Source organism: Enterococcus haemoperoxidus ATCC BAA-382 (assembly GCF_000407165.1).
GTDB classification, from domain to species: Bacteria; Bacillota; Bacilli; order Lactobacillales; family Enterococcaceae; genus Enterococcus_L; species Enterococcus_L haemoperoxidus.
Map to the genome: position 1 here is coordinate 79,872 of NZ_KE136480.1, position 13,230 is coordinate 93,101.

General features: G+C 35.8%; 12 protein-coding genes. 6 read left to right on the plus strand and 6 right to left on the minus strand.

Annotated elements, in window-relative coordinates; translation table 11 throughout:
- Positions 1-28: 28 nt before the first annotated feature.
- Complete coding sequence (gene ezrA, locus I583_RS11215; protein ID WP_010760361.1) at positions 29-1,750, minus strand: septation ring formation regulator EzrA; 1,722 nt, start codon at positions 1,748-1,750, stop codon at positions 29-31.
- Between the two features lie 229 nt (positions 1,751-1,979).
- A complete protein-coding gene (locus tag I583_RS11220; RefSeq protein WP_010760360.1) occupies positions 1,980-2,645 on the minus strand; it encodes an HAD family hydrolase in 666 nt (221 codons plus the stop codon).
- A 195-nt stretch (positions 2,646-2,840) separates the two neighbouring features.
- Here I583_RS11220 and I583_RS11225 point away from each other — a divergent pair, with 195 nt between their 5' ends.
- The 3 genes from I583_RS11225 (at position 2,841) to I583_RS11235 (ending at position 6,662) form a co-directional block, all read left to right on the plus strand.
- On the plus strand, positions 2,841-4,193 hold the full coding sequence (locus I583_RS11225; RefSeq protein WP_010760359.1) for an aspartate kinase: 1,353 nt from the start codon (positions 2,841-2,843) through the stop codon (positions 4,191-4,193).
- A 128-nt stretch (positions 4,194-4,321) separates the two neighbouring features.
- The gene (locus tag I583_RS11230) at positions 4,322-5,086 is read left to right on the plus strand and encodes an ABC transporter ATP-binding protein (RefSeq protein WP_010760358.1); all 765 of its coding nucleotides are present in this window, start codon (positions 4,322-4,324) and stop codon (positions 5,084-5,086) included.
- Positions 5,079-6,662 carry a hypothetical protein gene (locus I583_RS11235; protein WP_010760357.1) on the plus strand — a complete coding sequence of 528 codons (1,584 nt, stop codon included), beginning with the start codon at positions 5,079-5,081 and terminating at the stop codon, positions 6,660-6,662. Before I583_RS11230 ends, I583_RS11235 begins: the two co-directional genes overlap by 8 nt.
- A 112-nt stretch (positions 6,663-6,774) precedes the next feature.
- Here the strand turns inward: I583_RS11235 and I583_RS11240 are convergent, their stop codons facing one another.
- The 4 genes from I583_RS11240 to I583_RS11255 all read right to left on the minus strand — a co-directional run bounded on the left by I583_RS11240 (position 6,775) and on the right by I583_RS11255 (position 9,949).
- On the minus strand, positions 6,775-7,296 hold the full coding sequence (locus I583_RS11240) for a pyrophosphohydrolase domain-containing protein (RefSeq protein WP_010760356.1): 522 nt from the start codon (positions 7,294-7,296) through the stop codon (positions 6,775-6,777).
- A 63-nt stretch (positions 7,297-7,359) separates the two neighbouring features.
- Positions 7,360-8,199, minus strand: coding sequence for a Cof-type HAD-IIB family hydrolase (locus I583_RS11245; RefSeq protein ID WP_010760355.1), 840 nt, complete (start codon positions 8,197-8,199; stop codon positions 7,360-7,362).
- A gap of 33 nt (positions 8,200-8,232) precedes the next feature.
- The gene (locus I583_RS11250; RefSeq protein ID WP_010760354.1) at positions 8,233-9,066 is read right to left on the minus strand and encodes a DUF72 domain-containing protein; all 834 of its coding nucleotides are present in this window, start codon (positions 9,064-9,066) and stop codon (positions 8,233-8,235) included.
- 142 nt (positions 9,067-9,208) lie between these two features.
- Positions 9,209-9,949 (minus strand): acyl-ACP thioesterase domain-containing protein, encoded by a 741-nt coding sequence (locus tag I583_RS11255; RefSeq protein WP_010760353.1) that lies wholly within the window; start codon positions 9,947-9,949, stop codon positions 9,209-9,211.
- A gap of 446 nt (positions 9,950-10,395) precedes the next feature.
- Here I583_RS11255 and I583_RS11260 point away from each other — a divergent pair, with 446 nt between their 5' ends.
- From I583_RS11260 to I583_RS11270, 3 genes are all read left to right on the plus strand, one after another.
- Positions 10,396-11,241 (plus strand): helix-turn-helix domain-containing protein, encoded by an 846-nt coding sequence (locus I583_RS11260; RefSeq protein WP_010760352.1) that lies wholly within the window; start codon positions 10,396-10,398, stop codon positions 11,239-11,241.
- 264 nt (positions 11,242-11,505) lie between these two features.
- Positions 11,506-12,090 carry a lytic polysaccharide monooxygenase gene (locus I583_RS11265; protein ID WP_010760351.1) on the plus strand — a complete coding sequence of 195 codons (585 nt, stop codon included), beginning with the start codon at positions 11,506-11,508 and terminating at the stop codon, positions 12,088-12,090.
- A 21-nt stretch (positions 12,091-12,111) separates the two neighbouring features.
- Positions 12,112-13,161, plus strand: a complete 1,050-nt coding sequence (locus I583_RS11270; RefSeq protein ID WP_010760350.1) for a chitinase — start codon at positions 12,112-12,114, stop codon at positions 13,159-13,161.
- Positions 13,162-13,230 lie beyond the last annotated feature (69 nt).

The following is a 13,230-nucleotide window of genomic DNA, read 5'->3' on the forward strand; positions in this document are numbered from 1 at the left end:
GTCTCGCCTTTTTACATTTTACTTACTATTACATTGCATCAAGATTGTTGAAATAAAAATCTTCAATTCTTCTAAATGCGCCTGGCTCCACTCGTTCAAGTGCAGTTCCAATCTCATCTAAAGCATCTTGATATCTGTATTCTTTTGAAAATAGTTCTAAACTGTTTTCCATCGCTACACGAATCGCTTCATGTGTGTGACGGTAACGGTTTGCATACTGCATCATTTGTTCTGTCAACGCTGCAGAGTTAACTAAATCTTTGGTTTTTTTATCTAGTAAGTCTAAATCTTCATTACAAAGATCAGAAAGTTTTTTGATTTCTTCCATATTGATTCTAATTCTGTTTAGAGCTTTACTTAATTCTTCAATACGATCAGTTGCTACAAAGAAGAATTCCAAGTAATCAGCTGGCAATCCAGGTAAGCGTTGTTTTTCAACATATCGTTTGATGTTGCGTAAACGGAAATCATATTGATCAACTTTTTCTTGGGCAGCTTTTTCGCCTTTGCGCAATTCTTTTAATGAGTCATCAATTTCAACTTGTTGATTTTCAATATCATCCAAAATTTTGTAGCAATCTTTGAAGAATGCTTGTACTTCTGAATAAGGAATTGTATGTTCATTCATTTTTGGTTCAAAGTCTTCATAACGGCGAATCAGTTCTTCGATCTCTGTTTGGAAACCTCTTGAACGTCCTAACTCATTATGGTTCAATGTATAACTTTGTGATATATGATCTAATTCAATCATCAATTGACGATTATTTTTCAATGCATGAGCAATATAATCTCCGACCACTTTATGGTTCGTCATCACATATTTTTTAGCGTTGATCTCACGTTCCATGATTTCATATAGCGCATCAATTGCATTAGCTGTGTCACGATTAGCAACTTCTACTGCATCGACTTCTGTCTTCTCTAAATCGACTGTTGAATTTTTGACACGTTTTTGAACACGTCTTAGTTCATCTTCGAAATTCTTTTCAGGGAAAACATAATGATCTGCAAGCAGGCGTTTGTATCCTTCTTCGATCTCTTTTAGTTGATCCGGGAATGTCCGATTCAGTTCGTCGTAAAGTGGTGGAATGCGTTTCATCACATCGTCTAATTCATACGTATGACGTTCAGCATTTTCCAAAACTTCACGCGCTTCGATTGGATCTCCTGACGTATTCAATGTCACAAACTGAGTAAATTCGATTTCGATATTTTTGATTTGCTTTTGTAATTCAGGATAGGCAGAACCAAATTCTGATTTTTCATCATGAAGTAATTTACTGATTTCTTCGTAAACGTCTAAAGCTTTTTGGACTTCAAGTGAATTACGTTCTTCACTTTCACGTAATTCTTTCAATCCATTACGGATGATCTCAACTTCTGATTCCATCTCAGTCATTGTTTGATCAGCTTCAGCAACTGCTTTTTTCGCTTTCATAAAACGGAAGGTTTCATTTAAATTCTCAACTTCAAAAATCTGACTTTCTAGCTCTGCAAAAGAACGAGTAGAAATCTCGGTCCAACGCTGATTCCATTCTCTAAACGTGTTCTGACTTTGCCCGACCATGTGCATCTTTTTGACATCGTCGACCTCTTCAATCACTGGTAAGTCGAACAGTTCTTCTTTCCTCTTTTCCAGATCATCGAGTTTCATTTGATTTTTCTTTCTCATAAAATAACCAACTAAATACAAAACTGCTGCGATGATTATTATAGCTAAAACTACGATAATGATCAGATTATTCTTCATTCATGGTTCCTCCGTTTATTAGTCCATATATGATATGTAGCAACCGATAAATAACAAAAATAGTTTTATCTGCCGTTACATTATGCTCTTATCTACTTAAATTTTCTTAAAAACACCTACAGAAAATTATAGCACAAACCAGTCCATCAAGCACTAACTAATTGTATTTTTTTAAGAAATATTTTGAGTTTGCACAATTGTAACAAATCCATTCCAACTATTAGTCAGTTTAACCGACTTGTTCTATATTTTGCAACTTTTTGCACATATCACTTAAAGTATCCAACTGCAGGTCAGCCAGTTGCTGGTCCATTCCAAAGCGAGTATCTTTTAAGGCCCACACAACTGTGCCTGCATCATGTGCTGCACGAATTCCTTTTTCAGAGTCTTCGATGGCCAGACAATTATGGGGCTCAATGCCCATTTCTTGTGCTGTGTATTTATAGATTTCGGGATTTGGTTTACTTTTTTCAAATTTTGTGCCGCTTACAACCACATCAAAATAACTTGTTAATTGCCCAACTTTCAGGACTTCTTGAATCACTTCCAAAGTTGAAGAAGAAGCTAAGCCTATTTTATAGCCTTTCCTTTTAAAAAATTGCAAGACTCGTTTAGCATCTGGATCGATCAAATTGGCGTAATCAATAGGATGTTCCTTTTTATACTGGTGATATTTCTCGCTCAAGAAAGCTTCATCATAGATTGTATCATTAACTTCAAAAATCGTCTCCCATAAGCTTCGCATATCTGCTCCGATAAAGGATGGGATCGGTATTTGTTCAATAGATAAATCATATTCTTTAAGAAATGCTTTTCTACGTTGATAATAAAACCCTTCACTATCGACCAACACGCCGTCCATATCGAAAATAATTCCTTCATATTCCTGCGTCATTTTGGCGCTCCTTTTTTTGACTATTCTTATTCAGCTCTACCAGTCTAACAAAAGTTTGAAAAAAAATGAAGAAATTTGTTGAAAATAAACGGAAAAGAACGAATAATTATCATTTTTACAGTTGCTTTTCAGACCATATTTCGGTATTCTTTTACTATTATAATGAAAAATCTATTAAAATTAGGAGTGAAAAAAGTGAAAGTCATAAAATTTGGAGGTAGCTCATTAGCCTCTGCAGCACAATTAGAGAAAGTTTTACAAATCGTAAAAGAAGACGCTTCACGAAAGTTTGTTGTTGTTTCAGCTCCTGGTAAGCGTTCTTCACAAGACATTAAAGTAACAGATTTACTTATTACTTACTATAATACCTATTTAAATAATGAAAATACCACTGAAATTATCGGAAAAATTGTTGGTCGTTATGAAGCGATTTTAGATGAGTTAGGTATTAGTAAGGAAGTTTTAGGTAATATTCAGCAAGCGATTCAAAACTTAGCAACCTTACCTAAAGAAGATAATCCCCATTTGTTAGATGCTTTTTTGGCTAGTGGTGAGGACAACAATGCTAAATTAGTAGCTTCATTTTTCCAACAACGTGGCTTGAATGCCCGTTATAAAAACCCTTTAGATCTTGGAATCATTGTGTCAGATGAACCTGGTAACGCACGCATTTTGCCTTCTTCTTCAAGTAAAATCAATCACTTTAAAACAACAGAAGAGATTCTAGTGATTCCTGGATTTTTTGGTTTCACTGAAGCGGGGGATATCTGTACGTTTTCCAGAGGAGGATCAGATATCACTGGTTCGATTGTAGCCGCGGGTGTAGAAGCTGATATCTATGAGAATTTTACTGATGTAAATGGAATTTTTGTTGCCCATCCTGGTATTGTTCACGAGCCAAAAACGATCAAAGAACTAACTTATCGAGAAATGCGGGAATTGGCTTATGCGGGTTTTGCTGTGCTTCATGATGAAGCCTTGATGCCTGCTTATCGTGCCAATATTCCGGTGGTCATCAAAAACACAAATAATCCTGAACATCCTGGAACTTTGATCACCACTTCTAGAACAGTAAAACACGATCCGGTAGTTGGGATCGCCAGTGACCAAGGATTTGCCAGTATTTACATTAGTAAATATTTAATGAATAGAGAATTAGGTTTCGGTCGGCGTTTACTACAAATTCTGGAAGAACTAGGACTTAGTTACGAGCATATGCCTTCTGGAATTGATGATATTTCGATTATTTTAAGAGAGCGTCAGTTAACGATTGAGATCGAAGAAGAATTAATGAAACGTTTAGAACATGAACTGGAACCTGATGAATTGCGGATTACTCATGGTTTATCGATGCTAATGGTCGTTGGTGAAGGGATGCGTCAACGAATTGGGGTCATGGCTGACAGCACTGCCGCTTTAGCTTTCAACAAAATCAACTTGGAAATGATCAACCAGGGATCTTCTGAGGTCAGTATTATGTTTGGCATTCGTGAAGATCAAGAGACAAAAGCGATTCAGGCATTATATCAAACATTTTTTAAAAGCTGATTAACTAATTTATGCACAGAAAACTCTAAATAGTAGTTTTCTGTGCTTCTTTATAGAAAGCATTTTATTCGTGAAATGATTGGAGTACAATAATAGTAAGATAGTTAATATGAAAAGGTGGGGTAATTATGATTGAGTTAGTGAATGTCAGTAAAACTTATGGAACCAAACAAGCCTTGAAAGAGTTAAGTTTGACGATTAAACAGGGAGAAATTTTTGGCTTTCTTGGACATAACGGTGCAGGTAAATCCACAACAATCAAGAGTTTAGTAAGTATTATTCAACCATCCAGTGGCGTAATCAAGGTTGATGATTTAGACCTATCCGAAAATCGGCAAGCAATCAAGAAAAAAATTGCTTATGTTCCTGATACACCTGATATATTTTTACAGCTAACCGCTGGTGAATATTGGGATTTGATTGGTGCTGCATATGAGCTTGATAACACACAAAAACAAACTCGTTTGAATGAGCTTGCTTCTTTATTTGATATGTTGAGTCATCAAGATGAAACTTTAGCCAGTTTTTCTCATGGTATGCGACAAAAAACTATCATCATCGGTGCATTATTACCTGACCCTGATATTTGGATTTTAGATGAGCCTTTGCAAGGTTTAGATCCTCAAGCGGCCTTTGATTTAAAAGAAATGATGAAAGCGCACGCTGCTAAAGGAAAAACAGTGATTTTCTCAACCCATGCTTTAGATACTGCACAGCAGTTATGTGATCAATTGGCTATATTAAAAAAAGGCGAGCTCATCTACAACGGTTCTGTCAATGAATTATTGGAACAATCCCCCAATGAATCTTTAGAAGCAATTTATTTAAAAATGGCGGGACGTCAATCGGATACACAATTATTGGCACATATTGAAGGTGATCGTTATGAATAAAACACAGTTGGTTGAATTAACACGGGTCAACTTACGTTATGCCAATCCTCAAGTAACAGATCGAGCTCGAAGAAAAGGCAAGAGTGGAAAAGCGTTAACTCGAGCACTAGTCAATCAATATTTACTTTCTGGGGTTTTATTTTTAGTCATCTATGGGATGACAATGTTCCTTATTGATTTCAGTCAGATGCCTGGTTTCTTTACTTATTATGTAGCTTTGTTTAGTATTTTGGCTTTTTCACAAGGAATCTCAGTTATTTATAACGTCTTTTTTGAAAGTCAGGATTTACCAGCTTATTTGCCTCTGCCTTTTCGCCAAAGTATGATTTTTACGGCGAAGATCTTAGTTGTTGTGCTAACGGTCACCCCCTTTGTCTTTCCAATGCTTGTAGTATTTTTATTGACAGGATGGCGGGCGGGCATTTTTCTACCACTCGCAATTGTTCTAGCAATTTTACTTTTTTTGTTAGTCTTAGCAACAGTCTTCGCTATTTGTTGTCTGATTGTTTTTGGATTAACAAGAACGAAATTTTTTAAAGAACATAAAAAAGTCGTTACTAGTTTGTTATTAGGTATTTCAATGACGATTGCAATTGTCGGAATTGTTTTTATGAATGGACAAAGCTCTGACACTCAAACAGGCCAAATAGATCGTCATCCTATTGCCATTTTATTGCCGTTGTTCCATATTGTATCTAACCCCTTTTCTATGTCAGGTATGCTCAGTTTCGTTGGATTGATCGCCTTATTTTTAGTGTTGATGTTGGCTATCAAAGTCTTGATTCTGCCAAAATTTTATGAGCAATTGACCGATTCAACCACTGCCAAAGGTACAGGTCGGAAAAAACATAAAGCTAATCAAAATTTAGGACAATTGCTTACAAGTTATAATACGCAGTTATTGAAAGAACCCAATTTAATTATGCAAGTATTGTCTAATTCTTTACTGATGCCTGTCATTTTTATCGTGACGTTTGCGATTGGCGGTTCAATGAATTTAAGTCATTTGGATTCTCGTTTTATTGGTGTTGTCTTTTTAGCCGGAATTGCTTTAACATGGATGACGATCAATCAGACTTCTTTTATCAGTAATCTAATTTCTCTTGATCAGGAAAATTTCAATTTTGTACAGTCTTTGCCTATTTCAATGTCTAAATATATGAAACAAAAATTTTTCGTTGGCTTTATTGTACAAACCGTGTTAAATGGCGCGATTGCTTTGCTTGGTGGGATTGTGTTCCGGTTGCCACTTCTCTTTATCCTAAGTTTATTGACCGGTTCATTGTTAGGTAGCTATCTACTTTGTCTACGATTTTTTGCAAGAGATTATCGCTTTATCTCGCTAAATTGGACAAGTATTAGTCAACTGTTTAATCGAGGAGCTGGAAATGTCGGCTTAGTAATTACCATGTTAGGCTCGATTTTTGGCAGTTTGATTTGTTTGGTGCTTTATGGTTTCGCCGCAATGTATTTGCCCTTTTGGCCACTTAATTTAGGTGTACTCGCAATTATAGTCGTCGTGACGTTTCTGTGGATTCGTCATTATCAAAAAAACTTTTGGAATCATTTTGAGTAAAAATTACTTTTCTACAAACGATTTGCTTTTTTCCCGCTGTTTATTCAAAGCAAGAGCTCAAAACAAAACTGCTTTTCAGTTTTGTTTTGAGCTCTAACTGTTTTCTATAAGTTTATTCCGTTTCAGCAGCTTTTGTTTGCCTCTCTATTTCTGCTTTGATCTTTGGTTCCGGTGCAAAATCGGCTTCCCAATTATCTGGTTTTAATACTTTGTGCGTTACTGGATGGTAGTGTGGCTTACCATCTGGAAATATTTTCCCCATGTTGGCTTCATGAACGATGGAAAATATTTCTGTTGGATCAACGCCTAATAATGAAAATGAACCATACGTGAAATACAATAGATCAATCAGCGCATCTACTTGTTCCACCAAAGGGTCCGTTACTTTCTTTTGCTTATCAAGCACCTTTACTTGTGCTTGATCGACAGATACTTTTAACTGATTTACTAATTGGTTAAAGACTTCGGGATCATTGTTCGCTGATCCGTATAAAAATTCAACTAATTCTTCCACTTTAAAACCAGCTCGATCTGATGCTTGTTTAGCAGAAAAATTGGTTGGAGTTTTAGGTTTTCTATTATCAAATTTTGCATGAAATGCTTCAGTTTTTTCAAATGGATTATCGATTTTCATTGGGTTCCTCCTAATTTAAAAGTGGAGCGGACTCGTTTTTTTCCGCAAGTTTAGTCCGCACAACTAAACAATTACACCGTAATATTTCAATGCCTGATAAATCCCGTCTTCTTCATTTGTTCCAGTCACATATTTTGCAGCTTTTTTAACCTCAGCTTCTGCGTTGCCCATTGCAATACCAAGAGCAACACCGTCAAGCATTTCTAAATCATTCCAGCTATCACCAAACGCCATTACCTCATCTAATCTAAATCCAAAGTATTCAGCACATTTTTGAATGCCCACAAGTTTTGAACCGCCACTGGGAATGATATCCACTGTATAGGGATTTGATCTTGTCAATTTACAACCTGGTAATTTCTCGTACAAAAAATCAAGCTCTGATTTAGGGCTTAATAACACACATTGATAAATCGGTTCTTTTAAAACATCCAGGTCATGATAACGTTGTGCCTTTCTATGAATCGAGAAGCGACTGATCAAATTCTTTACAAGTCGTGTAGGAAAATGCTTTGGAAAAAAATGAACCAGTTTTTTCGCCCATTTCTTTTGCCCAAAACGCATAAGTGAACTACCTTCTATACTACGTCTTGAGCCGAACGTGATTTGACGATGGTAAGAATCTGAAAATGCCACAATTCGCTTTAATGTTTCATCAGAAAAATGTTCTGATCGGATCGTTTCTTCCTTTGTATAAACCAGTTGACCATTGTAAGTAACAAAAACGTCTAGATTCAATTCATCAACTTGCTGGCTTAAATGAACTGGTCCGCGACCTGTTGCTACTCCGCAAATGATTCCTTGTGCTTGCGCCTTAGCAATTGCTTGTTTAGTTGATGCCAAGGCCTTAGCATTTTTGTTCACTAATGTACCATCGATATCAAAGAAAATAGCTTTAATCATGGTATTCCTTTCTCAAATGAATCTGTATGTTATTTAAAATAAGCCCATTTGTTTTGGGTTTAAATTCTTGTATTCCAATTTCAGTGCAGCTTTCATTTCTAGTAGGTTGCCTGCAGCATCGCCGCCAGAATTATTATTAAAAATCACGCCAACCTCTTGTGTCTCATTAGCCACTTTTTCCACAGCCTCACTCAACTCTGCGATTTCTTCTGAATTGTAGCGATATAAAGTACGTTTTTTACGCCAATCTTTGTCGTTTGCCATCCAACCTGCAGCATTACGTCCATGAAACCGAAATAACACAAATTGGTCATTTGTAACATAAGGGAAAAATGGTACTGGATTGGTCGGGATCTGGGGTTCATCGACTACAACTAATGAAAACTTATTATTTTTCATAAATGCCACTGTTTGTTTAATATATTTAGCCGTATACCATGAACCATTTCTTAATTCTATCGCAATCGGAAAACCTGCAAACCAGTGGCGAATCTTTTCTAGATATTGAACATTTTCCTTTGTACAACTAAAAGTTCCAGAAAATTGAATCAAAAAGGCAAAAAGTTTCCCACTTTCAATCATAGGTGCCATGCTTGTCAAAAATGCTTCTACCATCTCTTCTTCATTTTGATAATACTGTTGCCACTCTCCCTGACAGCTGATGCCGCTATATACTTTCATCACAAAACGAAAATTTTCAGGAACTGATTTAGTCCACTCCCTAACAGAGTCTTGTTTGGGAATGCCATAGTATGCTGTATCCATCTCGACGAGCGGTAAGTAGCCCGCATATTCGTATAATGTAGAACGCTTTTTTCCGGTTAATTTATCATGTTCATTAAAAGAAGTCAAACCTAATCGAATCATAGCATATGTTTATCCTTTCTATTTTCATCAAACCACTATTATATACATATAGTTAAAATGATTACTCTTTTATTTTATACTAAAAAAGACCAAGACAAAACAAAAAAATGTCTCAGTCAAAAAATGATTTGCTCCTACAGTCCTATTGGCTTTCTTTCCATTTCATGTTTGCTTCACAATAGGTTTGACCGTCAATTCGGATTTCATGCCGTGTCATTTTTCCATCTTCAGTATCAAGCAATTCATAATGGCTTTCTACGACCTGACCATATTCTACTTCCTTATCGAATTTTACATTGATAAATGTCGGCTCATGCTTACTTAGAAAATCATACCCTAAAACATCAAGTAACCAATTGAAATAGATTGCATTGTTAACATGCTGATTTCCATCAATATCAAAATATCGGACACGATAAGGTAAAAATTCACCGTTTTCTACCTTTTCAATTTTTTCACCACGGTAAATTTTCTTGATTTTTTCACTTTCGTACGGCTCGATGATCTCAGGTAGTACACTGCTCATTTTACGGTTTTCTTTATCCATCAAGACAAAAGTTGACTTGATCAATACGCATTCATTACCTTCTTCATCATGAATCCAAAAGTTCCGATAACAAAAATATTTATTGTAAGCCATCGCTTGAGTCGTCACGGCAAGTTTTTCTCCCACTTTAGGTAAACGTGTGATATGGATTTCATAGTTCGTTATGACCCAACCAAGGCCAAACGAAGCAACAAAATCGCTTCCTCTATCTAAGGCATCGCTTTGTTCTTCAGACGTTTTGATCACAACGGCCAACATTGACGGAATCGTCATTTTCCTAGTAATATCGCCATCATAATAAGCTACTTCATATGGGGTCGTAAATTTTTTTGCCACTGGATCTCCTCCTCTTTATGCTTGTATAGCTAGTTAAATTATAACATAATATGTCAAACCGATGATAAAAAAAAACGACGATCTGTACTGGTTCCGTTCGTGTACACTCTACTAAAAATTCTTAAAAAAATATACTTTAATAGAATAAAAAATGATGGAATAACTATATCTTTAGGATATATTAAAAAAAACTTTTCAAAATAGAAGTGTGAATTCTTCCATTCTAAAAAGTTTTTCAGTCCTACCTATTTGTTAAAAAATAAACTCTAATCACTAATTTTTTCACACTATACGTGTCCAGTATTACCATAGCCAAGCACTTCATTCAACAAGTATAAAAGCGTTTCCATGTCTATCCCTCCAAAAAAATTAGTTGATTCCAAAAGAATAATACCATACTATTATATAAACTAGAACTATAATGCATAGACATAGAGGGGAAAAATATGAGAATCAAAGGAGACATCATCCGCACAGTCAGAAAACAAAAAAAGTTGTCGCAAGTAACTTTAGCCGCTGGAATTTGTACACAAGGAACTGTTAGTAATATTGAAAATAAAAATGTTTGTGATAGCCTTGAGATCCTTGATGCAATCTGTAAGAGATTAAATCTTAGTCTAGAAAGTGTCTTAGATGATAATGATGAAAAGAAGTTAACTTCTTTATTAAACCAAGTAGAAGAATTGTGTAATACATTTGAACATAAAAAAGCCCACTCATTGTTAAAAGAAACATCAATCAATGTGGCTGATTTTCAAAATAAAGAGTTAGAAGTACGCTGGTTCTATTTTATGGGAATCACTAATCTGCTCGGCTACAACAATACAACCGATAGTTTGTTTTATTTTTACAGAGCCGATGAACTTGGCGATTCAAATTCAATTTATGCAATTCTTTCAGTCAACAGCTTAGGAATTGTCTATGAAATGGCCGATGAGTTGGATAAAGCACAAGTTTATTACGAAAAATCCATTGATATGTTGAAAAAAATGACGATCAAAATGCCAATTGAAGCAACAAAAGTCTTCTTCAATACTGCGAAATTTTATTCTTTGATCAAAGATTATGCTGCAGCTTTTGATTTATCGTCTCAAGGAATTGCCCTAAATAAAACCTATCAATCTTTGTATATGCTAGATCTCTTAGCTTACGAAGCAGCTTTTAATGAATTTATGAAGTCACCAAATCTAAAAGCACCAGATTTTAATAGTGCAAAAGTTTTTGCAGCTTTCAATGACAATCAAAATTTATTAGCAGTTATCGCTAATGATGAAAAAACATTGACTCGTTAGATTAATCGTTATTATAAAAACACTTTTGAGAGCATTGCAGTGACCCCCAAAAGTTAGACCTGAAAATCTAACTTTTGGAGTTTTTTTATTTTATTCATAACAAACCACAACAGACAAACGCCTTCGTACAAAAGAACTTTTTTCACAAAAACTCTCACTAAATTATCATTTTGAAAATAGTTGCATATCATTTGAATAATATAAAACAACATGTTACATTTACCATTGTAAGCGCTACAAAAAATACTTTTAGGAGGATTCACAATGAAAAAAACAATGCTCAAAACCGTTCTTACACTTAGTTTATTAGCAGGAGGTTTATTTGTTTCTTCTACGGTCACACATGCTCACGGGTATGTTTCATCGCCAGGAAGTCGCGCATACTTCGGCAGTAGTCAAGGTGGAAAAATAAATAAAAATGTTGGTCGTGCTGAATGGGAACCTCAAAGTATCGAAGCTACTAAGAATACATTTATTACAGGAAAACTAGCTAGTGCAGGCGTTAGCGGATTCGACCCATTAGATGTTCAGACAGCTGATCGTTGGTATAAATCTGATATTACAACAGGCCCTCTTGCAATCAACTGGACGTTAACTGCCCGTCACAGAACTTCTACATGGGATTACTATATGACAAAACAAGGGTGGAACCCAAACCAGCCTTTAGATATTAAAAACTTCGATTTAATCGGTCGTGTCGATGATAAAGCTGCGATTCCTGAAGCTTCTGTTAATCATACAATTACTGTTCCTAGCGATCGCAAAGGCTATCATGTGATTTATGCTGTTTGGAACGTTTACGACACAACAAATGCTTTTTATCAAGCAATCGATGTTAATGTAAAATAACAACTGAAAGGAGCTAAATACATGAAAATCAAACAATTGATCCCTGCTTTTTTACTACTTTCAGGTATTACTGCTGGTAGTTTATTTGCAACAACACCTGTTGAAGCCGCTGATTCTGCTAGTGAAATGGTCAGTGTAGCGAATAAAAAAGTTCTTGTCGGCTATTGGCATAATTGGGCTTCTAAAGGCAGAGATGGTTACAAACAAGGAACATCTGCAAATATTTCATTAGCAGACGTGAATAAAGCATATAATGTAGTACCCGTTTCATTCATGAAAAGTGACGGTGTCAACCGGATCCCAACATTCGCTCCATATAACAAAACAGATGCTGCTTTTCGTCAAGATGTGGCCCTGCTCAACAGTCAAGGTCGTGCTGTTTTGCTTGCGCTAGGTGGTGCTGATGCTCATATCCAATTAAAATCTGGAGATGAACAGGCTTTTGCTGATGAGATCATTCGTCAAGTAGAAACTTATGGTTTTGATGGACTGGACATTGATCTAGAACAGTCCGCTATTACAGCAGGTGATAACCAAACGGTGATCCCAACTGCTTTGAAAAAAGTTAAAGAACATTACAAAGCCCAAGGGAAAAATTTCATCATCACAATGGCGCCTGAATTTCCTTACCTAAAACCAGGTGGTGCTTATGAAAAATACATTACTTCCTTAGAAGGTTATTATGACTACATTGCACCACAGTTATATAATCAAGGCGGCGATGGTGTTTGGGTGGATGAAATCAATAAATGGATTCCACAAAGCAACGATGCTTTGAAATATGAGTTTCTTTATTATATGTCTGACTCTATGATCCATGGTACAAGGACATTCTTAAAGATTCCAAATGACAAACTTGTTCTTGGACTTCCTGCCAATGTTGATGGTGCCGGTAGTGGCTATGTGATTGATCCAACGGCTGTCTATAAAGCGCTTGATCAACTAGCTAAAGATGGAAATCCAATCAAAGGCTTGATGACTTGGTCTGCTAACTGGGATGTTGGCACCAACGTAAACGGCGTAGCTTACAACAATGAATTTGCTACAAGATATGCACGAATTTTACAATAAGTAAATAAAAAAGAGCGCGAAACAAAACTAAAGAAAAGTTTTGTTTCGCGCTCTAAATCCGAATAAACG